Source organism: Olegusella massiliensis (assembly GCF_900078545.1).
GTDB lineage: Bacteria > Actinomycetota > Coriobacteriia > Coriobacteriales > Atopobiaceae > Olegusella > Olegusella massiliensis.
In genome coordinates, this window is the sequence record NZ_FLLS01000002.1 from 1,623,410 (window position 1) to 1,647,815 (window position 24,406).

Here is a 24,406-nt window from a genome sequence, read left to right on the forward strand (position 1 = left end):
ATCGATCACATTAATTTTTATATCGTTTGGGTTTTTAGGAAGTCAGAAATAGCGCGCGCATCACCTGAAGGAGATCCTGTGCACGCAATAATGGTATCCGCCCAGCTACGATAGAGATGCATGCGTTCTTCTGCGAGTTGGATGAGTCCTTTGGACTGTGAGAGGGGTCTGTCCCTAGTGGAAAGCTGTTCAACAGGGCGATCCAGCATCACGATAAGTCCATTTTGGTGAAGCAAATCGTAGTTGTTTTTGCGTACAACTACACCGCCACCACAGGAGATGACAAGACCTGATTTGCTTGCATAGTCGGCAAGAATTTGAGATTCAGCGTCGCGAAACGAAGCTTCACCATGAGCACTAATAAAGTCTGCAGCACTGGCATCTTCTTTTATTTTAAAAGCCGCATCAAGGTCAATAAAAGGACGATGCAACTCGCGTGCTAAAAGAGTGCCTGTACTTGTCTTGCCAACTCCTGGCATTCCAATTAAGCAGATATTGGTCATAGAACTGCGCAACTCACGCTCAATCACCTCAATAGTCTCCTGTGAATGGGTCGTGCTTAAGAAAAGCTCAGATGAAAGAGCTGCCTGAGCAACGAGCATGGCAAGTCCAGACTCAAAAGGAATGCCGAGACGTTCTGCTTGTAAACATAGGCCCGTGCGTGTGGGGTTGTAGACGATATCAATGACTCCCCGCAGATGAGTGAGCTTTGCCAGTTTTGTATTGCTCAGAGGGCTTGCAGGACAGCTGGGATACATGCCCACAGGTGTTGTATTGATAAGAAGTCTCGCGTCTGCATGACGCGTGTCAAGTGTGTCATAGCTATCGTCACTATGACGAGAGATGACACTGACAGAGGCTCCAAATTCCTTAAGAGCGGCTTGCACTGCCTGACTTGCACCACCAGATCCCAAAACGACAACAGGCAGATGAGAAAGTAGCTGTGCTCCATTTGCTCCCCAGTGACGCTTACAAAAGCGTTTCAGCATCCAAGCAAAGCCGCCCACATCACTATTATCGGCATAAATACTGTCATCGCGACGTTTAACCAAGGTGTTGGCAGCACCTATGCGTTGTGCCCGCTCACTTACCTCATCAGCCAGTGCAAAAGCATTGACCTTGTAAGGAATGGTGACATTGAGCCCCTGCCATCTGCCATGGCGAATAAAGTCTTTAACTTCTTCTGGCTCGCGTTCAAAAAGTGCATAGGGAGTTGAGCCTAACATCTTGTGGATGCGAGGTGACCAGCTATGCCCAAGTTTGCGACCAAGGAGGCCAAAGCGAGAGTCAGGGGCTTCAGCCATTAGATGACCTCGCGGTAACTTCCGAGATAGCGCATATTTTCGCAGACATTACCTAGGGTGGACATGAGCTGCGTAAATTCAGGAGCTACTACAGGACAATCCACATCAAAGTAAAACATGAATTCAAAGTCCTTGCCGAGAATAGGCCGACTCTCAAGTTTAATGATGTTGATATCAAGGGCATAAAACTTAGCAAGCACTTTGAAAAGAGCTCCGGGTTCATTGCCAACGACAAGCATCAAAGAACTGCGATCGGCACCAGGATAGACGGTGAGTTTTTTTGTGATACAAGCAAAGCGGGTGTAGTTGTCATCGCGATCCTGCACTGCTTGTGCAAGGGGAACTAAGCCATAAAGTTCTGCGCACGCGCGTGATGCGAGGGCAGCAACATCACTACGTTCAGAATTAGCAACCAGTTTGGAGGCAGCGGCGGTATTCTCAACCACATGTACCTGCGCATGAGGCAGTGATTGCAAAAAACTCATACTCTGAGCAACTGCTTGCTCATGGCTATATATCTCGCGAATATCCTCAAGTTTCGTGCCTGGTTTGGCAAGAAGATTGTGATCAACCTTAAGGCGGCAGGTGCGTACGATATGGAAGTCATACTGCATCATGAGGTCGTAGACCTCATTGACCGATCCGGCACTGCTGTTTTCAATGGGCAGCACACCATAGTCAGAAAAGCCCTGGTCAACCGCACGAAAAACACCATCAAAGGTATCGAAATAGCTAATGTTGGCATGCTTAAACAGACGATCAGCTGCAATCTGTGAATAAGCCCCCTCAACGCCTTGGCAGGCAACAAAGGCATCGCGAGGGAAAAGCTCAGGAGACTCTTTGAGGGCTTCGTTAATGCTTGCAACTACCTGATTGTCGCGACCCAAAGCCCTCGTTTGGCGTGAGCGAGAAGCTTCCATAAGCAAAGACATCAGTACTTGGACATAGGCCTGCTGGTCCTTGGGCACCTTGGCTGCAGCATCGACAAGTATTTGGTGTTCGCGATTGCGGTCAAAAACGGGAAGCTTGTTCTCAGCTTTATAGGCTGCGACCTCATGGGCAATATCCATGCGTTCCTTGAAGAGCTCAAGTATGTCGTCATCGATACGGTCAATATGCTTACGTAGTTCTGAAATATCTGCCATGGTCATTCTGCTTTCTTAAAGTAGAGGTTATTTGTTCCTTTTGTAGTTTAAAGGCAATGCTCATCATCTGCGCCACAGGGTGGCCAAGCAAGCCAAGAATCCAAGATAGCAAGGGCACATGCGGACTCTGCTACAGGGACAGCGCGTGGGGCTATGCAGGGGTCGTGTCTACCACGTATACGCAAAACAGTCTCTTCATTGCGTATGAGATCAACTGAGTGCTGCTCCTGTGCGATTGAGGAAGTGGGTTTGACTGCCATGCGCCACAAGAGAGGCGCGCCACTTGTAATGCCCCCTAGATTTCCACCCGCATCGTTTTTGGCGGGATATATCTTGCCATCAACAATGACATAGGGGTCATTGTGCTCGCTACCACGCATTCTTGCGGCGGAAAAACCCGCACCAAATTCCAGACCTTTTACTGCGGGAATTCCAAAAACAATACGAGCAAGAGTTGATTCGATTCCGTCAAACATGGGCGAGCCGATGCCTGAGGGGAGTCCTGTGGCAACACATTCCACAATACCACCGACAGAATCGCAAGATTTTCTTGCCCTCTCGATCTGGATCTGCATCTCTTCTGCTGCCAGCTCACTCAGTACAGGAAAGCTTCGGCCATCCTTTAAGCTGTGCATTTGTGCTGCGAGTGCCTCTGTGTCAGCAATAGATCCTCGGGCAAGAAATGCCTCATCGGTAACACCTGCACATTCACTGAGGTGAGCGGCGATGCAAATGCCACGCTCGGACAAAAGTTGCATGGCAATACCACCTGCTGCGCAAAGTGGCGCGGTGAGACGACCTGAGAAGTGTCCTCCGCCCGAGACATCCTGTGCGCCATGCCATTTTTGTTGAGCTGTCCAATCTGCATGACCAGGGCGAGGCACGCGCTTAAGTTCTTCATAATCTCCAGGACGTGTATTGGTGTTTTGAATAACAAGTGCCAGCGGTGCTCCCGAGGTAGTACCACTCTGGTTGAGGCCGGACAGAATAGACACAGCATCCGCCTCTTTGCGCGGCGTTGACCAGCGCGCTTGACCAGGTGAGCGGTGTTTCATATGTTGGGCAAGCGCCTCTAGATCGATATAGTGGCCTGAAGGGAGGCCTTCGATGACACAGCCAATAGCAGGTGAATGAGACTGACCAAATATGGTGACACGCAAGGCGCTGCCAAAACTAGAGGGCATGTATGGCCTCCTGAGCTTGTGCTTTGCCACCCAGCAGGGCAAAGTCTTTAAAAAACTGGGGATAGGATTTAGCAACACAGTCTGCCCCGTGGATCAGCGTATCTCCGGTGCATTGGGTTGCCAAAATAGCTGCCATCATTGCAATACGATGATCTCCTGCAGCGTCTACAACTCCACCCGTGAGAGTTGACCCTCCGCTTATAAGTAAATCATCGGTTTCGATGCGAGCTTGTGCGCCGAGCGCTTGCAGTGTTGCACTGACGGTTTGCAGTCGATCTGATTCTTTAAGGCGTAGACGACCAGCGTTGGCAAGGCGTGTGGTACCCGTAGCGCATGCGCCAAGAATAGCCAGCGGTGGCACAAGGTCGGGGCAATTTGAAACATCAATACGTATGCCTTGCAGGGAAGCAGGACCTACGGTTGCGGTATTGTTGCCACGAACAACGTGTGCACCAAAAAGTGAAAGGGCTGCCAAAATAACGCGGTCTCCTTGAGCGCTGCTTAGGTTGAGCTGTTTGACTGAAATAGGCAGCTTGCCGATAGCAGCTGCTACCAGCCAAAACGCAGCGTTAGACCAGTCTCCCTCCACCCTGACTGTCTCAGGGGCAGCGAGTTGTGTTCCAGACCCGAAAACACGATAAGTGCGATAGCTACCATCAGCGAATTGTTTGTGTCCTGCTTCGTATTCCACTCCAAATAGGCTCAGTGCGTTAAGGGTTAAACGAACGTAGGGCTCGGACTGGAAGGGCTCACTCACTAATATCTCTGTTGTGCCTTTGAGCAGAGAAGCGGCAAGTAAAAGGCCGGTCACATACTGTGAAGAAACATTGCCGGGTAACGTATAGTTTCCAGCTTGGAGCTGTCCTGTCAGTTTGAGAGGCCAGCTGCCAAACTCAGAAAGATTACAGCCATGTGAGTTAAGTGCTGCTATAAGTTGAGCGAGTGGACGCTTTGCTAAGCGACCTCTTCCTATAAAGCTTGCCTCTGCGCCAAGCGCTGCTGCTACAGGTAACATAAAGCGCAGGGTAGAGCCAGACTCTCTGCAGTCGAGCTTTGCGTGGGCATATGGCTCAAACCTTGATGTTTTTGGGATGGGGACTACACGAAATCCTATTTTGGTATGTGTGATACGTGCACCAAGTGCTCTGAGACAGGCAATTGTGGCATCAATATCCTGTGAACTACTACTGCAGTCGATGTTGCAAGTCTTATCAGCAAATGCAGCCAAGATGAGCAGTCGATGAGCGACGGATTTGGAGGCAATAGAGCGAAGTTTGCCACCAAGACTTCCTGGGCTAATGAGCATATCCACGCAGATACTCCGAAATCTCGTTTGGTTTCTTACATAGTTATTGTAAGGAGTGGATTATGGTAAGGAGTGGAAAATTCAAGAGATATAAATACGTCGCAGTAGTTACTAACTTGTCATTTGAAAATACTTATTTTTGTTGGGTTGTTACCATGTACTATGACTAAATATTTTGATTCGAAGACAAAGGAGGATGGCCCCTATGATTGCCATCGTTAAAAAGACAGCTACCAAAGAGCAGCTGGACCATTTTATTCAATGGATTGAGGGCCGTGGGTACAAGGCAAATGTCAGCCAGGGACAAAATGAAACCATTGTGGGCATTATTGGCGATACCACACAAATTGATCCCTTCTTGCTTGAAAGTATGGACATTATTGAGCAGGTTCAACGTGTGTCTGAACCCTTCAAAAAGGCCAATCGTAAGTTTCATCCCAATGACACCATTGTTGATTGTGGTCGAGGCGTATTGATTGGTGGCGGTCATTTTCAAGTTATGGCTGGACCTTGTTCAGTCGAAGGAATGAACTTGATTGAGATTGCACGCGCAGTCAAAGCGGCTGGAGCCACGATGCTGCGCGGGGGTGCATACAAGCCTCGCACGAGTCCTTATGCCTACCAAGGTATGGGTGAAGAAGGGCTTGACCTGTTACTTGAGGCGGCGCAAGAAACCAATATGCCTATTGTTACTGAGGTTATGGATCCTCGCGATGTCCAACTTTTTGTGGACAAAAAGATTAATGTTATGCAAATTGGTGCTCGAAATGCGCAGAACTTCCCGTTGTTGCGTGAGGTGGGAAAAACCAACATCCCTATCCTGCTTAAGCGCGGAATTGCGGGTACGATAGATGAGTTGCTGATGGCTGCAGAGTACATCATGAGTGAGGGAAATCAAAACGTTATCCTGTGCGAGCGTGGCATCCGTAGTTTTGAGAAGCGTACACGTAATACCTTTGATGTCAATGCAATTCCTGTACTACACAAACTGACGCACTTACCTGTGGTAGGAGACCCCAGTCATGCGACAGGCTACACACGTTACGTAAGTCCTATTGCCTATGCGGCAACCGCTGCAGGTGCTGATGGTTTGGAAATCGAGGTTCACAATCAGCCTTCTCTTGCGTGGTCGGATGGGGCACAAGCACTCACGCCTGAGATGTTTGCTGAGGCTATGAAGCGCATTGCTTTAATTCGTCAGGCAATTACGGTAGACCTTGATTGCGAGGAAGCGCCGCTGCCTGGCTCCATGGATGCAAAAAATCTTGCAGCTGAGAGGGAAGAGGATGCCAAAGCCTAGTCTAAATGAATCCAATACATCAAATTTTGTTTCAGGGCGTGTTGGTATCGTTGGTCTTGGTCTGATGGGAGGCTCTTTTGCCAAAGCCCTCCATGAGGGTGGACGCGAGGTTTTTGCCTGGAATCGCACGCATGCAACTCTTGAGTTAGCAATGATTGATACGGTTGCAGGTGAGCTCAATGATATGTCCATTCCCAGCTGCGAACTCTTGATTTTGGCGGGCTATCCTGCGTCAGCGATTGAGTGGCTAAAAGAAAAAGCTCCACTTATTTCAACGGGCACTATTGTGATTGACACGGTGGGCGTTAAGCGCGCGGTTTGTCAAAGCGGCTTTCCGTTGGCAAAAAAATATGGTTTTGCTTTTGTGGGCTGTCACCCTATGGCAGGTACTCAGTACTCTGGTTATGCACATTCACGCGCTTCAATGTTTCGCGGCGCTCCCATGGTGGTGGTACCTCCTGAGCAGATGGACGACATTGAGCGTGTAGATATTTTGGAGCGACTCAAGCAACTGCTCGCGCCCGTAGGTTTTGGTAGTTGGATGCTTGCTAGTGCTGCCTATCATGATGAGATGATTGCTTATACGAGCCAGCTTGCGCATGTGGTGTCTAATGCATATGTCAAAAGTCCTGCGGCACGCCATCACAAGGGTTTCTCGGCTGGTTCTTACCGTGAGTTGACGCGTGTTGCACGTTTGAATCCAGGTATGTGGACAGAACTCTTTTTGGATAATGCAGATAATTTAAGTGCAGAACTAGAGACTTTGATTGGCAATTTGCAGCAGTACAAAGATGCACTTGATAAGCATGATGAGCAAAAACTCTTTGATCTTTTAGCGGAAGGCGATCGCCTGAAGCGTGAGGCGGAGTCACGCTCTGCTTAGAGGAGAAAACTGATGAAAAGCGTTTCGGTGAACACGCCATCGCGTAGCTATGAAGTACAGGTAGGAAATGACATTTTAAATTCCTTGGGTTCTGTAGCGCGCAGCTGTGTTGGTGGACAAACAGCCATGCTTGTTTCAGATAGCAATGTATACCCTTTGTATGGCGCACAAGCACAAAACGCGCTTAAGGCTGCAGCTTACGACGTAAAAACTGCCATTATTCCTGCAGGTGAGCAATCCAAAAATATGACCGTTCTTTCAGGTCTGCTTGAACATTTTGCTGAGGCTGGTCTTGCCCGAGATGATGTTGTGGTGGCGTTAGGCGGTGGGGTTATAGGCGATTTAGCTGGCTTTGCTGCTGCCTGTTATATGCGCGGTTGTGCGGTAGTGCAGGTGCCTACTTCATTACTTGCGATGGTTGATTCCTCTGTTGGTGGTAAGACAGCTGTGGACCTTGCTGCAGGTAAAAATCTTGCGGGTGCCTTTTGGCAACCATCTGCCGTCATTGCCGACATCAACTGCCTATCGACGCTATCGCCTGAGCTCTTCTCTGATTCTATTGGCGAGGTTATCAAGTACGGCGTGCTCTGTGACCCAAAGCTTTTTGCGTCCCTTGAAGAAAGAGCGCTTACGTTGGATGATCCTCAGCGCATCATTGAGCTTGTGAGTCGTTGTGTTGAGATTAAACGTGATGTAGTGGATGCAGACGAATGTGAAGCAGGACTTCGTCAAACCCTCAATTTGGGCCACACGATAGGCCACGCCATTGAGGCAGAAAGTGAGTATCGCTTGGGTCATGGAAGTTGCGTTGCCGCAGGCCTTTGCTGTATGGCCCGCGCTGATGCTGCTCTTGGACTCTGCGATATTGATACCAGTCAACGTATTAGCAGTCTTTGTGCCGCACATGGGCTACCTACCACGACAGCGCTTGATCCGGATTGTCTCTATAGGCGCTCATTGGCAGATAAAAAACGTCATGGCAATAACATCAATCTTGTGCGTATACATGCTATTGGTGAGGTTACAGTTGAACGCGTGAGTCTTGAGAAATATCGTCAAATTCTGGATTTATGTCGCTAACGTCTTTATTTTTAAAACAAAAGTCCGTAGAAGTTTATGCTCCTACGGACTCATTTTGCGTGTGGTGCCCTCTGTGGGATTCGAACCCGCGGCCTTCTGCTCCGGAGGCAGACGCTCTAATCCACTGAGCTAAGAGGGCGAACGTTTGGCATTATAGTTAATCAACCTAGGGTAGAGCAAGATGTGTGACTTTGAGAGGGGGAGCGTTGGCGTTTTCCGATAACTATACAGGTCTTAGTGGAGCTGAGGTAGCAAAGCGTAAGGCTCAGGGTAAATCAAATGTCGACACTGATGTCAAAACAAAAACAATCGCGCAAATCATTAGCGAACATACTCTTACCTTCTTTAATGGCATAAACCTCGTGATTGCACTTTTGGTGCTTGCTACAGGTTATTTTCGCAATCTTTTGTTTGTCACCACGCCTCTCATTAATCTTTTTATTGGGGTGATTCAAGAGATTCGAGCAAAACGTCAGGTTGATAGACTGCAGCTCTTGACCGCCTCAGAAGTGCGCGTACGGCGCGATGGCAAAGATCAGCTTATTTCTTCTTCGGAACTCGTGCTTGACGATGTGATTGTTCTTGCCCATGGACAGCAGGTGCCTGCAGATTCTTTGGTGCTTGCGGGTAGCGCGACTATGAATGAAAGTTTATTGACAGGTGAGTCTGAGCCTGTTTCAAAACATGTTGGTGATGCGATTCTCTCAGGTTCATTCGTTGACTCGGGGTCTCTGGTATGCCGCATTAATAAGGTAGGCAAGGACGGTTATGCTGCGCATATCAATGCGGAAGCAAAATACGTTAAGCCCATACGCTCTGAAATTAAAAGCGTTGTTGAATCTGTTGTCCGCCTTGGTAGCTACATGCTCATTCCTCTCGGCTTTGCGCTTTTTATTCGTACATCTATGACGGGAGCTGAGCTTAATCATGCGATTTTGACCTCGGTGTCTGCAGTTATCGCCATGATTCCTCAAGGCCTTGTTCTGTTGACTTCAACTGTATTAGCTGTCGCAACGACGCGTTTGGGTCAACGTCAGGTGCTCGTACAGCAGGCATATTGCATTGAGACGCTTGCTCGTGTTGATACGCTTTGTTTGGACAAGACGGGCACTCTTACCACAGGTGGCATGATTGTTGACCAAGTTGTAGGTGCAGATGGCGGAAAACAACTTCGCCAACAAACACTCACTGCACTGTCTACCATTGCTCATGCAGGTAAGGACGATGCAAACGAAACTGCTACTGCTATTTTGAATTTTGTTAAAACGCAGAAGGTTGCGCCACGAGATGTCGTGCGTACGGTCCCTTTTTCTTCTCAGCGCAAATACTCAGGTTGTATTTGTTTGGATGGGCAAGCGCTCGTAATGGGTGCAGCACAGTTTGTACTTGGCGATGAGTGTTCCTCTGTAGAGGCTCAGCTTCGTTCTTTTGGTGAATTAGCGCGCGTATTAATTGTGGCGCGTGTTGAGGATTTTGACAAAAATGGTGTATTTGTTGGCAAACCACAACTCCTAGGCTTTGTGAGTATCCAAGATGAACTTCGTGCCAGCGCGCAGGAGACGATGGAATATTTCATCCAACAAGGAGTTAATCTCCGGGTTATTTCGGGTGATGACCCGGTAACGGTCTCCGCCATTGCTCGTATGGCGGGTGTTCCTCAAGCTGACAAATGGATTGATACTTCAACGCTTACAGACAAAACAGCTGTTGCACAGGCGGTGAGAGATTATTGCGTCTTTGGCCGCGTGACCCCCGAAATAAAGCGTGAATTGGTTATTGCACTCAAAAACCAAGGGCATACGGTTGCTATGACGGGCGATGGAGTGAACGATATCTTGGCTTTGCGTGAAGCGGACTGCTCGGTTGCTATGGCCTCAGGTTCTGCAGCAGCGCGCAATGTTGCCGAGATTGTCCTTGCTGATGATGATTTTGCTCACATGCCTGAAGTTGTTGCAGAAGGACGTCGTTCTATCAATAATCTTCAGCGTTCGGCTTCTCTGTTTTTGGTCAAGACGGTCTATGCTGCAGTCCTAGCTTTTATTTGCGTATTTTTGCCACCCTATCCTTTTATTCCTATACAAGCTTCGCTTTTGTCAGGCATCGTTATTGGACTTCCAAGCTTGGTACTTGCATTGGAGCCCAATCATGAACTTGTCACAGGATCTTTCCTTGAGCACGTGCTAAGTCGTTCACTACCGGCATCATTGGCGATTGTAGTCGCTCTTTTTGCCGAGATTTTGGCTGGACGTGCGCTTGGTTGGTCTTTTGGATTGGTATCAACAGCTTGCACCTATTTGGTTGCCATCATAGGTATTATCTTGGTATGGCGTATTTCGCTGCCCCTCAATGCACTGAGAAAAGCTCTTCTTGGGGTCATGATTTGTTCACTGTTGATTGCAACGTTATTTTTCTTTGAGTTCTTTTCAATTGAGGATTTATCGCTTGGAGGTTACATCTTTTGCGCGATTGTAGCTTTGCTGTCAGTGGGGATATTCAAGCATAGTTATGATTGGCTAAGTGGGCCTGCGCTTGATGCCGGGTTCCTTAAAGGTGCAGTTGCTCGGGTGGAGGCATTAAATGTTGGACGTGACAAGCGACGCGCAGCTTGGCAAGAAGCCTTGCGCGACCGATTTGAAAGTTGATGTTAGCTCTGAGAATTTTGTGCAAGCAGTACATAAGGCAAAAAAGAGCGTAGAGCTTGTTGTTGGTAAAAAGAAGTTTCGCGCATATAAGGTTGCGGATATTCCTGGGGCAGATAAGCTTCCCTATGCCTTATTTGTTTTGCTAGAAAACTGTGTACGTCGCGCCAAAGATGACGATGAAGCTGCTCTTTTGGCGGGTCGTATCGTCTCGGCGGCACTTGAGGGCACCAAGGGTGCTGAAATTCCTTTTATGCCCGCTCGCGTACTCTTTCAGGATTTTACGGGTGTACCTGTTTTTGTAGACTTTGCTGCTATGCGCGACGCTATGGTAGCTCGTGGTGGGAATCCGGAGCGTGTGAGCCCACGTATCCCGTGTACCTTGGTCATTGACCATTCGGTCATTGCTGATGAGGCAGGTACCTCCTGCTCTGCCTTGACTAATCGTCTCAAGGAAGTAGAGCGCAATCGTGAACGCTTTGCTTTCCTTAAGTGGTCAGCAAAATCCTTTGACAACGTGCGCATAGTTCCTCCAGGAGAGGGGATTTGCCATCAGCTCAATATGGAACGTTTCTGCGAAGTTGTCTCTACCGACGCTCTTGCCGACCAAACAGTTCCCGTTGCATGTTTTGATAGTCTGGTTGGCACCGACTCCCATACCACTACAGCAAATGGCCTCGGTATTCTTGGATGGGGTGTTGGTGGTATAGAGGCTGAGGCTGCAGCTTTAGGTCAGCCGATAAGCATGCTGGTGCCTCCTGTGGTTGAGCTTAAGCTTACCGGTAGATTGCCACAAGGAATCAGTGGTATGGATTTGGCGCTTACGGTGTGCGAGCGACTGCGCGCAGAGGGTGTTGTAGGCAGTCTTGTGGAGGTTACTGGTGATGGCGTGGGTACGCTCAGTGCTACCCAACGTGCATGCGTTGCCAATATGACTCCAGAGTATGGAGCTACAACTACGCTTTTTCCCGTGGATACTCCTACGATGGATTATCTTTTGCTTACTGGTCGCTCAGAAGAGCAAATTAAGCTCATTGAAAAATACCTTGATTTGCAAGGCATGCGAGAAAAAACTTCTGATCGCGTGTATGCCAAAACCATTGAGATTAATCTTGCTGAAGTGCAGCAGAGTTTAGCTGGGCCCTCAAGACCACATCGACGTGTTGTGCCCGCAGATCTTGCTATACGTTTTGAAGAGGGTGTTATCGCTCACGGTCATGTGCCTCATGAGATGTTTGATATTCAACTCAAAGGACAGAGGTATCAGATTGGTCACGGTGCTGTTGCAATTGCTGCTATCACTAGCTGCACTACAGCAACTGACCCTGCCATGATGGTTCAGGCTGGCCTTCTTGCAAAGGCGGCAGTTGATAAGGGCTTGCATACCGCTCCTTGGGTCAAGACTATTTTGGCTCCTGGCAGTCATGCGGCAGCAATGATTCTTGACCGTGCAGGTCTTTCTGAGAGTCTTGAGCAGCTAGGCTTTGCTGTGTGTGGCTTTGGTTGCATGAGTTGCATTGGTAACTCAGGTCCTATTGCTGCTCCTCTTCACGATATTACAGACCGCGTTGAGCTTGCAAGCGTGCTCTCGGGTAATCGTAATTTTGATGGGCGCATCTCTCCTGATGTGGCGCAAAACTTCCTCATGGAGCCTGCGCTGGTGGTTGCATATGCATTAACCGGTACGGTTAATTGTGATTTGACGTCGACACCAGTAGGACATGCTGCTGATGGTACGCCCCTTATGCTTTCTGAGTTAATGCCAAGCGATGATGAGGTAGCTCAGATTTTGGTATCGGTACTGACTCCTGAGCTTTATGAAGAGGGTGGCATAGGGCTGCAGAGTGGATATCCTGAATGGGCTTCAATTCCTGCGAGCTCTTCTGCTACCTTCAACTGGGATACTTCGTCTACCTATGTACGTCGTCCCAGCTATTTTGAAGAGGCGCGGACGGGGGAGAGCATCAAGATTCAAGGTGCTCGCGCGCTCGCTTTGTTAGGTGATTTTGTAACAACAGACCATATTTCACCAGCAGGAAGCATTGCAAGTGATGGTCCCGCTGCACGTTATTTAATCGAGCGGGGTATCAGCGAGGACGACTTTAATACCTTTGGTAGTCGCCGTGGTAATCATGAACTTATGATGCGCGGTACCTTTGCCAACGTAAAACTTGTCAATAAGCTTGCTGCTGGTAAGACGGGTGGTTGGACGCGCAACTTTGTTGATGGTACGCTCACGAGTATCTTTGATGCCGCTATGGATTATCGCAGCAAGCAAATCCCTCTCGTTATCATAGCGGGCAAGATGTATGGCTCGGGATCGAGTCGCGATTGGGCTGCAAAAGGTCCTGCCTTGCTTGGCGTGCGCGCGGTACTTGCCGAAAGTTTTGAACGCATTCATCGTTCAAACCTTGTTCAAATGGGTGTTATTCCCTTACAGTTTTCTGAAGGTCAAAATGCTGAAACACTAGGCCTTGATGGTAGTGAAGAGTTTGATTTGTCCGAAATCAAACTTGAACAACTTATAGCTGGCGATACCAGTTGTATGGTCTGCGCTCGCAAATCTCATGGCGACCGTGTGCATTTTGAGTGTGTGGTACGTATTGATACGCCAACGGAGGCAGATTTTGTACGAGCAGGGGGTATCTTGCCCTATGTGCTCAATGATTTGAGTGCAGTATAAGTGCGCAAGCAGTCTGATCTCTATGAAGATTGTGTATCTATGAATGAGGAAGGAGGAGGTCTGTGATTTGTCCACATTGTGGTTCGCATATTTCTGATGATGTATTGCGTTGTCCTGCTTGTCATGGTGACTTGGGTATGACCACGCGACTTCCTCGTCTTGAGCAAAGCTGGTGTGCCAATTGTGGTGCGCTGGTTCCTTTAGGTGCTGACCGGTGTTCTGCTTGCGGCACTCTTGTCCCTGCCAAGCTTCATCCACAAAGCAATATATCCACAGCTACCAAAGAGATTTTAAAAAAAGCTGAGGAAGAGCGGAAAGCCCGTGAGGAAAAGAGTTTGGAGGAGGGGGAGACCCATGCAATGCCGCGCATCGAGAGTGCGGTTCCTGCAAACCCTGAGGCTTATGGCCCTTTAAACAAACATGATAATTTCCCGCGCGCACGCGTAGCTTTGGTAGCAGCTCTTGCATCGTTGCTTGTGGTGGGTGGTACGGTACTTTATATCACTCATCCTTGGAATGCTGAGGCTTTTGCCACCAAAGCAAAGGTACCTGCGGATATGTCTATGGCAGGATTTCCTGGCAAAAAAAATGAGTTGAGTCAAGATAAGGCATCAGGCTCTGATGCAGAAAAAAAAGTGCTTTCTGCTGATGAACTTACATATCAAAAGCTCATGGCAGTCTATGAGCAGTACAACAGCTATGAAGAGGAGCTCGAAAAAAGCGAAAGCCTGCTGAAAGAAAAGGGCACGAGGGGCAGTGCTGACGAACGTAAAGCAGGTCACGATAGCCAAGAGGAGCTTGCCATTCGTCTGGATAATACCCTCAAGTCAGTAGATGAGATTGACATCACAACGGGCACTTATGCTCAGGATGTATCTAACTTTAAAACTCTCGGTTCGTGGCTGCGTAACTGGTCTGACGATCTTCGTACCTGTTGGAAAAAGTCTGCCGAACTTGACAATGCCAAAGGTAGAGGTGATGAGATTTTTGCTGCAATTAATGAACACACCGACTCAAGTGGCAAGAATACCTTCCGTTCACACTTTGATTCGAATTATTCAGCCTGGAAGCCAACAAAACCTGCTCAGTAAATTTAGGTTTATGGTTTATTCTTAACTATAACTTAGCGTCTGCCGAATATGTGAAACGCGGCTTGCGCTGGTAAACTCGTACAGATATGTTTAATGCTGCTGGCAACATGCCGTAGTGAGGGGTGAGCAGACACATGGGTTTCTTCTCTGATCCGCTCTATGAGCCTGAATATAAGGTCGTAGGCGATGAGATTGCCACGATCGATACTAATAAGGGTGTAATTCGCGTGCGTCTTGATGGTGCAGGCGCGCCTATTCATGTCGCAAACTTTTGCGAGCTGGCTTCGGCTGGTTTTTATGATGGTCTAAAGTTCCACCGCTATGTTCCTGGTTTTGTTATCCAAGGTGGTTGCCCTCATACGCGCGATATGTCTGCCATTGATGTTGCGGCAGGTAAGATGGGTCCCGATGGAATGCCTGGTACGGGTGGCCCTGGCTATCGTATCAAACAGGAATTTACGACCAATCCTCGCAATTCCCATGATGATGGCGCTCTTGCTATGGCGCGTTCTCAGTCGCCTGATTCAGCAGGTTCTCAATTCTATTTCTGCCTCGGTGCTCAGCATGGGCTAGACTCTGGTTATACAGTCTTTGGCCAGACAATTGAAGGCCTTGAGATTGAGCAGTCTTTGCGCGCAGGCGATAGTATTAATTCAATTCGTATTGAGCATGCGTAAGTCTCAGTAACTGTCTGAGCGTGGTTGGCTGAACTAGGCTCAAGAATGATAGGAGCGTCCCAGAGTGAATACACAAGCATTTGCAGCGGGAAATGAAGCATACAAACAGGCAAACTTTGGTGTTGCAGTAGAGCTGTTTGTTCAGGCAAAAGGTCCTGGTGAGGTGTCTGGTCAGATTGACCATCTTCTTGGTAACTGCTACATGCGCCTTGGCCGTTATGACGAGGCTGCAGTTTCTTATGCCGATGCTCTTCGTGACTCCACCTATGGTCATACGGGCGCGCTAGCCTGCAATCGTGGTCGCGCTTTGCTTGCTGCAGGTCGTCCGCAGGAGGCTGTTGCCTCTTTGACAATGGCGACTAAAGACGGCAGCTATGCTACTCCTTACAAGGCTTATATTGCTTTGGGTGATGCCTATCTGCAGTTGGGTGATGCGCGTGATGGTGGTGTTGCTTATCGCAATGCTGCAATTGATGAGTCCAACCCTAAGCCTTCTGTGGCTTTGACCAAGCTTGGCTCTTGCTTTATGAAGTTAGGCCGTGCAGCAGATGCTATCGAGGCATATCGTACTGCCCTTGATTTTGCGACTGCCGAAGATAATCAAAATAAGATTTATGCCTCTATGGGTCTTGCCTATGTAGCGGCAAATCGTATGTCCGAGGCTGCTGATGCTTTTGGCCGTGCCACCACTGATGGTCACTATCAGCTGACACCCGAGGAGCGTATCTCTGCGGATGCCGCCCAGCGCGCATTAAGTGCCAAGTCAGGTGATGGTCCTTCCGAGACAGATGCACTTCTCGCTGCTGCGGGATATGGCTCTCAAAGTGTGAGCGCCGGGGTTGATCCCCTTGATCCCTTGGGCAAGTCCGGGGAATTTATTCCTTCGCCTGAAGATACGGGATTCTTTTCTCTTAATGAAGAAGAAGTGGTAAAGCAAGATAAAAAGATTCGCCGCAAGCACAAGCACCGTGGCCTTAAAGCCTTCTTTATTTTCTTCTTTATTTTGGTACTTCTTTTGGGCGCAGCTGCCTTTGCGTATTGGAAAGGCTATGGCTGGCCTATGCAGGCTGATGTCACTACCAGTCTTTTTGAGAAGGCAAATGAAGGCGCTGACTACTCGAGTCTTGTGTCTCCCAAGCTGACCGATGATGCTCGAAAACAGCTTGACCAAGAGCTTCCTGCTGGTGTGAAGTCGGTCAAAGCGGTTACTCAAGAACAGTCTATGAGTACTTCTAAAGTGCTTGTTGATGTCCAACTGCAAGATGGTGGTTCGCTGGCATATACTGCGACCCTTGTTCGTGAAGGCATTGGTTGGAAGGTTGCCAAGATAGAATTGCAATCCCCTTCAACTGCCGGTGGCGATACCAAACTTGAGACTGAGCCTTCGCAGTCTGATACAGCGGATAAAACTGATGCTAATGCGACTCAGCCTACCGAAAATGCTACGACTCAGAGCAATCCTACGACCGACACTCAAAATACTTCCGAGCAGAACACTCAAAATAACGATCAACAAAGTACTGATTCAAACACCCAGACGTCCCAGAACTAGCAGGTAGAAGGCAGGGAAGATGTCGATTCTCGATACACTCTTCGGGGAGTATAGCGGCGATCTTGCAATTGACCTTGGAACAGCAAATACTTTGGTTGCTGTTCGTGGTCAAGGTATCGTAATTAATGAGCCCTCCGTTGTCGCTATCGATAAAAGTGAGGATAGAGTGCTGGCAGTCGGCGCTGATGCAAAGCGCATGATTGGTCGTACTCCTGGTTCTATCATTGCTGAGCGCCCGCTCAAGGATGGCGTTATTGCTGACTTTGATGTCACTGAAGTGATGCTTCGGTATTTCATCGAGAAAGCTCGCGGCTCTCAATCTAGGCAGTATCCTTGGTCGCCTCGTCCCCGCGTTGTTGTTTGCGTGCCTTCCGGTGTCACTTCTGTCGAGAAGCGTGCTGTTTTTGAGGCTACCATCCAGGCTGGTGCTCGTCAGGCATATTTAATCGAAGAGCCCATGGCTGCAGCTATTGGTGCTGATTTACCCATTGAAGACCCAACGGGATCTATGGTTGTTGATATTGGCGGCGGCACCACTGAGGTTGCTGTTATTGCTATGGGTGGCATTGTTGTATCCCAGTCGATTCGTACTGCTGGTGATGAGTTTGACCAGGTTATTCTTGAGCATGTACGCGATGCATATAATCTTTCGATTGGTGAGCGTACGGCGGAAGACATCAAGATTAAGGTTGGCTCCGCTGCGCCCTTGGCAGAGGAATTAGATGTAGAGGTTAATGGCCGTGATGTTATGAGCGGTCTTCCCAAGGCCGTGCGCATTGAAAGCGAGGAAATTCGCCGCGCTCTTGACAAGCCTTTGGATGATGTTACCAAGGCAGTTAAGGATGCTTTGGATATAACTCCTCCTGACCTTGCAAGCGACCTGATGTATTACGGAATCCTTCTGACTGGTGGCGGTGGTTTGCTGCGCGGTCTTGATCAACGCCTACGCGATGAGACCGGTGTGCCTGTCAACGTGAGTCCTACCGCACTCGAAAACGTCGTTAACGGCTGTGCCAAGGTCCTTGAGGCCAATGCATTGACGGGTGGCTTCGTACAGAGTGCGGGTCAGTAGGGGGCTATAGCATGCCTCGTCATTCACTCGGCGGACTTGGTACGCCTGCTCAGCTGCGTAAGCGCAGTGTCAATAATGGCTTGCGAGTTGCAGTCGTGTGCGTTGTACTTTCCGTAGTATTTTTTACTTTGGGGAGTCGCGAAGCAGGAAAAGGTCCTCTCAATAGTATCCGCGGTGGCTTTCAGGTAATTATGAGCCCTGTAAAGACGCTTGGCGCTGCTGTCACGGCACCTTTTCAAGGTTTGGGAAATATCTTTGCCAACCTTACGTCGAGTCAGGAGACACTCTCTGAGCTTAAGACGCGCAACGAAAAGCTGACTGCGCGTAATGCTGAGCTTGAAGAAGCTCAGCAAACAGCAAAACGTTTACAGAAGCTTTTAGACTTGCAGGACTCCTACAATCTCAAGTCTACAGCGGCGCGTATTATTGCGGGTTCGACTGACTCATGGAGTTCTACGGTTACCATTGATAAGGGTACTCTTGCGGGTCTTGCAGTGGGCATGCCTGTTACCGATGCTGCAGGTATTATTGGTCAGACTATTGCCTGCAGCCCTACGTCTTCAACGGTCCGTCTGCTTACAGATGAAGGCTCGAGTGTGGCCGCAATGCTTCAAGGTACGCGTGTCCAAGGTATGCTTAATGGTTCTGCCGATGGCACTCTACATCTCACTTTGATTGGTACTGACCAAAAAGTTGAAGTAGGGGATATGGTAGTTACCAGTGGATTGGGTGGTGTTTTCCCCAAGGGTCTACCTCTGGGACGCGTATATAACGTCAATCGTACAACAGGAGCGCTCTATCTCGATATCCAAGTTTCCGCTCTTTCTTCCACGGAGAATTTTGAAGAAGTATTGGTAGTTACCTCGCTTACCGAAGGGCAGGAAGCTACAGAAAAAGAAATCGCAGCTGCCGACAAGCAAGACTCAAAGCAAGTAAAGGGTGTCAACAACAGTGCCAACAGTGGCAGTCCTGCTTTAGGTAGTAGCAGTTCTGATGGTTCTGATAACTCATCTTCGGGAGAGGAGTAGGCGACCATGCAGATACGTGACAAAAATAAAAATCGCCGCTCCTTTGGTGTTTTGGCGCTGATTTGCATTGTGCTTCAGCTAGCCTTGGCTCCCAATATTGGTATTGGAAATGGACGCGCAAATATCGCTATGGTATTTGCGGGAATTGTCTCTTTGTCTGTTGGTGGCGGAGCCGGTGTGCTTGCTAGTTTTGCTGCCGGCGTGTTTTATGATCTATCCACTACAGGGCCTTTTGGTTTGATGGCTTTCTTGCTTACCGTGATGAGTTATATCTTGGGATCTGAAGAACGCAATAGGCTTTCTGATGAGCCTACTGAAAGTATTACTGCTTTTGCGGCCAGCTCGCTGGTAGCTAACTTGGTTTATCACTTAACCATGCTTTTTGTGGGAGCATCCAAGTCCTTTGTTGATGCCGTAGTGTTGAGAACGCTACCGACTTTTTTGCTGACACTCCTAGTTTTTGCTATTTTTACGCACTTCTTAAATCTGGGATCTGGTAATTCTGCCATGAAGACCGCGCGCAAAGCTGGACTTGCAGGTAAGCGCCGCGGTGGTGGACATTACGATCTAGGAAAGCTGTAGGCTGAGCTATGAGTATGACCACGGTCATTGTAGTCATCTGTCTACTCATTGCTCTTGCCCTTATTGTCATTTTCTTGATATTTGGGCGAGGGGAGTCACGTTTTACCTTTGATATTGGTGGGGCTGCGCCTCGTGCGATGGGTGGTGCGGGTAACTCACCAGATACTGGTTTTCGCGAGCGTTTGGCTGGGCTTGGTATTTTTTCAGGGACAGTAATTGCGGCGCTTTGGGTCAAACTTTGGTCCATGCAGCTTCTCTCTACCAATACGTATAGTCAGCAGGCTGAATCCAATCGTACCCGTACTATTTCGACACCTGCTCCGCGTGGTCGTATTTTGGACCGCAATGGCAATGAGTTGGTTACCAATAGGTCTTCTTTGACGGTGACTGCTTCATCGGTGGTTGCCGATGATCAACTGGAGTGTCAGCTCCTTGGCAACCTTATCGGTATGCCTTGGCATGCAGTGCGCCGCAAAATCCAAGATACAAGCGACGGTGCACAAAGCATGCGTACGGTTGCTTCTGACGTTTCTCGTCATACTGTGGCCTATATTGAAGAACGCCCCTATCTTTTCCACGATGTTACTGTGGAACAGCGTACGGTGCGTCTTTATCCCCATGGCAGTCTCGCTGCTCACGTTGTTGGCTATACGGGCACCATATCTGCTGATCAGCTCAAGAATGCCAAGGATAAAAGAACCGGGGGCAATGCCGACTATCAGTCAGGAGACACGGTAGGCCAAGCGGGCGTTGAATATCAGTATGAAAATGTTTTACAAGGTATTCGTGGTGAAAAGACCGTATATGTCAATGCTGATGGTAAGGTACTTGATCACGTAAGTACCATTGATCCTCAGCCTGGCTCTGATGTGATGCTGACGTTGGATAGTGGTCTCCAAGAAGCTGCTGAAGAGGCTTTGCAAAAGATTATAAAAAAGCTTTCTAAGCCTGAAAACGAAGATCGTATCGCAGGCTGTGTCATCTGTATGGATGTCACTAATGGTGAAATTCTTGCTATGGCAAGTGAACCAACATTTTCCCCCAATATCTTTGTTGGGGGTATCTCTGCTTCCGACTGGGAAGAGCTTGGTAAGGAAGAAAGCGACAACCCTCTCCTCAATCGTGCTGTAACTGGTCAGTACCCTTCTGCTTCCACAATCAAACCACTTTCTGCTTTGGCAGCCTTAGACAATCAGCTTGCAACTCAAAGCTCTACCTATAATTGCACTGGATATTGGACTGGTTTTGGTAAAGATTATGGCCAGTACTGCTGGAACCATGATGGCCACGGCATTATGTCTATTGAGACAGGTATAGTCTTTTCCTGCGATGTTGTTTTTTATGAAATTGGTAAGGCAATCTTTTATTCCAAGACCCCCGAAGCGTTGCAGGATAAATATCGCTCTTGGGGCTTGGGCAAAAAGACAGGTATTGATTTGCCCAGCGAATCTGTGGGGCGTGTACCTGATGCAAAATGGAAGTGGAATTACTTCAGTTCGGCAGATGATACTGCTCGTAGTTGGCAAGGCGGCGACAATACCAACCTTGCTATAGGTCAGGGCGACTTGTTGGTGACACCGTTGCAAATGACTTGCGTTTATGCCGGCCTCGCTAACGGTGGATACTGGTTTACTCCACATGTGCTTAAAAGCGTTATGTCTCGTGAGGGTTCTGGATCAGTTATCGATTACAAGGCAAAAGATCCTAAAAAAGTCAAGGAAAGTGATACGAATTTTGATTTGATACATAGAGCGCTTAAAGGTGTTGTCTATGATGAATCTGAAGCTCAGGCATCTCATTTCACCAATATGACCGTGCGCGTTGCTGGCAAAACTGGTACTGCAGAGTCTGGCCATGACCAGCCTCATGGTTGGTTTATTTCCTATGTTCCTGCAGATAAACCCAAATATGTTGTTGCATCATGCTTGGAATATGCAGGCTTTGGTAGTGCTTCGGCTCTTTATGTTGTTCGTGACGTACTTGGTGCTATCTATGGTCAACCCGATACATCTGAGCAAGAGGTAGAGGGGGATAGATAACATGGCAGAAAAATCTTCTTTTTTTGAGCATCTTCGCTCACTTTTTGACAGGCAGAATATCGCATCTACAAAAAAAGGCCGCCTTTCAGGGCCTTTGAGTAGTTTTTATCTAGGTGGACTTGTGCCTGTATTACTGTTAGTATGCTACGGCACCGTAATTATTTGGTCTGCTTCTCGTACTATCGCGGACGTCTCTTTTCCTCGACATTTGCTAGGCATCATAATGGGTTTTGCTGTGGCAATTGCTATTTGGCGCAGTGACTATCGCGTGATGCAATCATCTTCGATTGTGCTTTTTGTTATTATCGTCGGGCTGATTGTATTACCCAATGTTCCTGGTTTTGGCATTTCTGCCAAAGGTATGACAGGCTGGGTCAAAATACCTTTGGTGGGCTTGCGTTTCCAGCCTTCAGAAATTGTCAAGGTACTCACTATTTTTTTGATGGCAGGTCTTGGCGCAGAATACAATGGCAAGATCGATACTCTGCAAGATTATTTCAAGATTTGCGGTGTACTTGCTGCTATTTTTGCCATTTTGATTATTCAGGACCTTGGTACAGGTCTCATTGTTTTTGTTGTTGGTGCCTCCATTATTATCATGTCTGGCGCCAAGAAAAGCTGGGTTCTCATTACTATTGGTTTGGTAGTAGCTGTTGCTGCTTTGGTTGTTGGTCTTTCATTGGCTGACAATGTTCCACACGCTCTCAAACTTCTTAAGGCTTATCAGCTCAAACGCTTACTTGTCTTTGTTGACCCTTCGGTAGATCCTGCTGGTGATGGTTACAACCTGCTGCAGGCGAAAATTGCAGTTGGCTCTGGCGGACTATTTGGTAAAGGTATCGGTAATGCGAGTCAAGCTTGGTCGGGCTTTTTGCCTGAGGCACACACTGACTTTGTTTTTGCTCTTTTGGCAGAAGAGTTTGGTTTTATGGGGGCAACTTTGCTTTTAGCTCTCTTTGGTTGGGCAATATTTTCTACGATTTGGCTTGCGCGTCGTTTTGAATCACCGTATGCAAAATTGTTGCTTGCAGGTGTTGCAACAATGTGGACGTTCCAGCTCTTGCAAAATGTGGGTATGTGTATTGGAATTATGCCTATTACCGGCATTCCCTTACCCTTTATTAGCTTTGGTTCATCTTCGATGGTTGTACAACTATCGGCTGCAGGTATTATTCAATCCATTTGGCATCATCGTCCCAAAGCTGCTTAGGCAAATACATAGGACGCATCATTTATCACGATGCTTGTTTTTCTTGACAGTACAATGGAAAAGGAAAACGGTGTAGAGGAGAAACTGGCATGGCAAAGAAGGCTTTTTCGCTATCGAGCATGCTTGAGCTTATAAGTGAGAGCAAAAGCTCTGATGAGCAGCGTTGTGCACCTACACATACTTTGGTACTAATCGATATGTCTGCTGCTCGTGAGCTGGTACTTGAACTCAAACGACTGCTTTGTGCCGAACAGTCAAGTGCTGAGTTAAGCATCAAAGAGCTTGAATATGGTGTGGGCACAACGCTTGTGCCTGACCTTGCTATTTTTGTTGTGGGGAGTCAGTTTGCTCTTGTGGCCAAAGAAGCAAAGCGTTTGGCAGAATCTGGAGTACCCTGCGCTTTGATTGCGGAAAGCAGTCTCGATCTACCTTCTTTTGACAATTTGGACGAACGTTTTAAAGACTTACTGACGCCTATTGCCGTTTCAAATACTGCAGACCTTGCAAAACCTTTAGCTCAGTGGATGGTAGAGGCTAGCGATAAAGCAGTGGCCTTTGCTGCGTCTTATAGTTTTTGTAGACAGACACTCATTGATTCGCTTGTACTGCTTTGTGCTGCTCAAAATGCTGCGGTTGGTGCTGTCGATATTATTCACGGCTCAGATTTTCCCATCATGACCGTCAACCAACTCAAATTAGCCTTGAGCATTGCTGCTGCATCTGGCCGCTCTTTATCGCCTGCTTTTTTGATAGATACGGCTTTGGTTTTGGCTTGCGGGCTCAGTTGGCGTCAGCTTGCTCGTGTGCTGCGCAATATTTTGCCAATAGGCAATTGGTTGGGGAGAGGAGCTATGGGATTTGCAGGTACCCTGCTCACCGCTCAGCTTTTGGAAGCTCAAAATGACGGAAGCCTTAGCCGTGTTGCAGTGAGTCTTAAAGACAAGCTACTTACACAACGCGCTGCAGTCGCCGAGGCTCAGCAGAGCCATACTGCAGTCAAGCGCATCGCCCCTGTGTTATCCAGCGATGTTTCCACTGCGCCTACAGCAGGTACTACCGGCTATATAAGCTATCGCTAAATCGGACGTCAAATCGCAATATCTTGGGGTAAATAGTCTACATTTGGTGTTAGTCTTGTGGATGCGATAAAGAACTTGCTCCAATTGGCTAAGCTGTATATCCTAACTAGAGGCGTCCGCTGTATCTCTGACGGTTTTTCCGTTGACGATGCAGGTCGACGCCTGTATTATGGATAGCTGTTGCACTATTCCAGCATCGAAGGGTTCTCACATGTACGCAATCGTTACGACTGGTGGCAAGCAGTATAAGGTTGCCGAGGGCGATGTCATTGACGTCGAAAAGCTCAACGCGCAGCCTGGCGACAAGGTCAACCTCGACGTCCTGATGCTTGCTGACGACGCAAAGACCGTTGTCGCTCCCGCTGAGCTCGAGGGTAAAAAGGTTATCGCTGAGGTGGTCGATCAGCACAAGGGCAAGAAGGTTATTGTCTTCAAGCTTCACAAGCGCAAGCGTTATCATCGCACCAAGGGTCACAGGCAGCAGCTTACGCGCCTGCAGATTACTTCCATCCCCGCGTAGGCTCGCGCTATTCCCGTTAGTTTTTTCGAGTA

The 24,406-nt window shown here is 48.3% G+C and carries 19 protein-coding genes and 1 tRNA gene; 15 read left to right on the plus strand and 5 right to left on the minus strand.

The features are described from left to right. Positions 1–17 precede the first annotated feature (17 nt). The 4 genes from BN4314_RS07355 to aroA are packed head-to-tail and all read right to left on the minus strand — an operon-like array spanning position 18 to position 4,939. The gene (locus BN4314_RS07355; protein WP_068540592.1) at positions 18–1,304 is read right to left on the minus strand and encodes a shikimate kinase; all 1,287 of its coding nucleotides are present in this window, start codon (positions 1,302–1,304) and stop codon (positions 18–20) included. Then, positions 1,304–2,449, minus strand: coding sequence for a bifunctional chorismate mutase/prephenate dehydratase (locus BN4314_RS07360; protein WP_187369565.1), 1,146 nt, complete (start codon positions 2,447–2,449; stop codon positions 1,304–1,306). Before BN4314_RS07360 ends, BN4314_RS07355 begins: the two co-directional genes overlap by 1 nt. Before the next feature lie 47 nt (positions 2,450–2,496). Continuing rightward, positions 2,497–3,633 carry a chorismate synthase gene (gene aroC / locus BN4314_RS07365; protein ID WP_068540596.1) on the minus strand — a complete coding sequence of 379 codons (1,137 nt, stop codon included), beginning with the start codon at positions 3,631–3,633 and terminating at the stop codon, positions 2,497–2,499. Next, entirely contained in the window at positions 3,623–4,939 is a 1,317-nt protein-coding gene (aroA, locus tag BN4314_RS07370) for a 3-phosphoshikimate 1-carboxyvinyltransferase (protein WP_082911250.1), read from the minus strand. The genes aroC and aroA overlap by 11 nt, the downstream gene beginning before the upstream one ends. A gap of 205 nt (positions 4,940–5,144) precedes the next feature. On the opposite strand from aroA, the gene aroF reads away from it, so the two are divergent. From aroF to aroB, 3 genes are read left to right on the plus strand one after another with little or no spacing between them, the layout of a single operon-like run. Further along, complete coding sequence (gene aroF, locus BN4314_RS07375; protein WP_021735444.1) at positions 5,145–6,239, plus strand: 3-deoxy-7-phosphoheptulonate synthase; 1,095 nt, start codon at positions 5,145–5,147, stop codon at positions 6,237–6,239. Continuing rightward, on the plus strand, positions 6,226–7,122 hold the full coding sequence (locus BN4314_RS07380) for a prephenate dehydrogenase (RefSeq protein WP_068540600.1): 897 nt from the start codon (positions 6,226–6,228) through the stop codon (positions 7,120–7,122). The genes aroF and BN4314_RS07380 overlap by 14 nt, the downstream gene beginning before the upstream one ends. 12 nt (positions 7,123–7,134) lie before the next feature. Next, positions 7,135–8,202, plus strand: a complete 1,068-nt coding sequence (gene aroB, locus BN4314_RS07385; RefSeq protein WP_068540602.1) for a 3-dehydroquinate synthase — start codon at positions 7,135–7,137, stop codon at positions 8,200–8,202. Between the two features lie 62 nt (positions 8,203–8,264). On the opposite strand, the gene BN4314_RS07390 is transcribed toward aroB, so the two are convergent. Beyond that, positions 8,265–8,341: transfer RNA gene (locus BN4314_RS07390), tRNA-Arg, on the minus strand. A 67-nt stretch (positions 8,342–8,408) separates the two neighbouring features. Here BN4314_RS07390 and BN4314_RS07395 point away from each other — a divergent pair. The 12 genes from BN4314_RS07395 (at position 8,409) to rplU (ending at position 24,374) form a co-directional block, all read left to right on the plus strand. After that, the gene (locus BN4314_RS07395) at positions 8,409–10,844 is read left to right on the plus strand and encodes an HAD-IC family P-type ATPase (RefSeq protein WP_068540604.1); all 2,436 of its coding nucleotides are present in this window, start codon (positions 8,409–8,411) and stop codon (positions 10,842–10,844) included. Continuing rightward, positions 10,780–13,524, plus strand: coding sequence for an aconitate hydratase AcnA (acnA, locus tag BN4314_RS07400; RefSeq protein ID WP_082911227.1), 2,745 nt, complete (start codon positions 10,780–10,782; stop codon positions 13,522–13,524). Before BN4314_RS07395 ends, acnA begins: the two co-directional genes overlap by 65 nt. A 62-nt stretch (positions 13,525–13,586) precedes the next feature. Continuing rightward, positions 13,587–14,615, plus strand: a complete 1,029-nt coding sequence (locus BN4314_RS07405) for a zinc ribbon domain-containing protein (RefSeq protein ID WP_068540606.1) — start codon at positions 13,587–13,589, stop codon at positions 14,613–14,615. A 134-nt stretch (positions 14,616–14,749) separates the two neighbouring features. After that, positions 14,750–15,292 (plus strand): peptidylprolyl isomerase, encoded by a 543-nt coding sequence (locus BN4314_RS07410; RefSeq protein WP_068540608.1) that lies wholly within the window; start codon positions 14,750–14,752, stop codon positions 15,290–15,292. A gap of 64 nt (positions 15,293–15,356) precedes the next feature. Continuing rightward, positions 15,357–16,844: a tetratricopeptide repeat protein gene (locus tag BN4314_RS07415; RefSeq protein WP_068540610.1), complete on the plus strand. Its 1,488-nt coding sequence runs from the start codon at positions 15,357–15,359 to the stop codon at positions 16,842–16,844. Between the two features lie 19 nt (positions 16,845–16,863). Continuing rightward, a complete protein-coding gene (gene mreB, locus BN4314_RS07420; protein ID WP_021625356.1) occupies positions 16,864–17,916 on the plus strand; it encodes a rod shape-determining protein in 1,053 nt (350 codons plus the stop codon). Positions 17,917–17,927: 11 nt separating this feature from the next. After that, on the plus strand, positions 17,928–18,944 hold the full coding sequence (gene mreC, locus BN4314_RS07425) for a rod shape-determining protein MreC (RefSeq protein ID WP_068540612.1): 1,017 nt from the start codon (positions 17,928–17,930) through the stop codon (positions 18,942–18,944). Between the two features lie 6 nt (positions 18,945–18,950). Next, complete coding sequence (gene mreD, locus BN4314_RS07430; protein ID WP_068540614.1) at positions 18,951–19,526, plus strand: rod shape-determining protein MreD; 576 nt, start codon at positions 18,951–18,953, stop codon at positions 19,524–19,526. A 14-nt stretch (positions 19,527–19,540) separates the two neighbouring features. Further along, positions 19,541–21,565 carry a penicillin-binding protein 2 gene (gene mrdA / locus BN4314_RS07435; protein WP_325062667.1) on the plus strand — a complete coding sequence of 675 codons (2,025 nt, stop codon included), beginning with the start codon at positions 19,541–19,543 and terminating at the stop codon, positions 21,563–21,565. Position 21,566: 1 nt separating this feature from the next. Further along, positions 21,567–22,775 (plus strand): FtsW/RodA/SpoVE family cell cycle protein, encoded by a 1,209-nt coding sequence (locus BN4314_RS07440; RefSeq protein WP_068540615.1) that lies wholly within the window; start codon positions 21,567–21,569, stop codon positions 22,773–22,775. 89 nt (positions 22,776–22,864) lie between these two features. After that, a complete protein-coding gene (locus BN4314_RS07445; RefSeq protein WP_068540617.1) occupies positions 22,865–23,854 on the plus strand; it encodes a hypothetical protein in 990 nt (329 codons plus the stop codon). 211 nt (positions 23,855–24,065) lie between these two features. Then, positions 24,066–24,374 carry a 50S ribosomal protein L21 gene (rplU, locus tag BN4314_RS07450; protein WP_068540619.1) on the plus strand — a complete coding sequence of 103 codons (309 nt, stop codon included), beginning with the start codon at positions 24,066–24,068 and terminating at the stop codon, positions 24,372–24,374. Positions 24,375–24,406 lie beyond the last annotated feature (32 nt).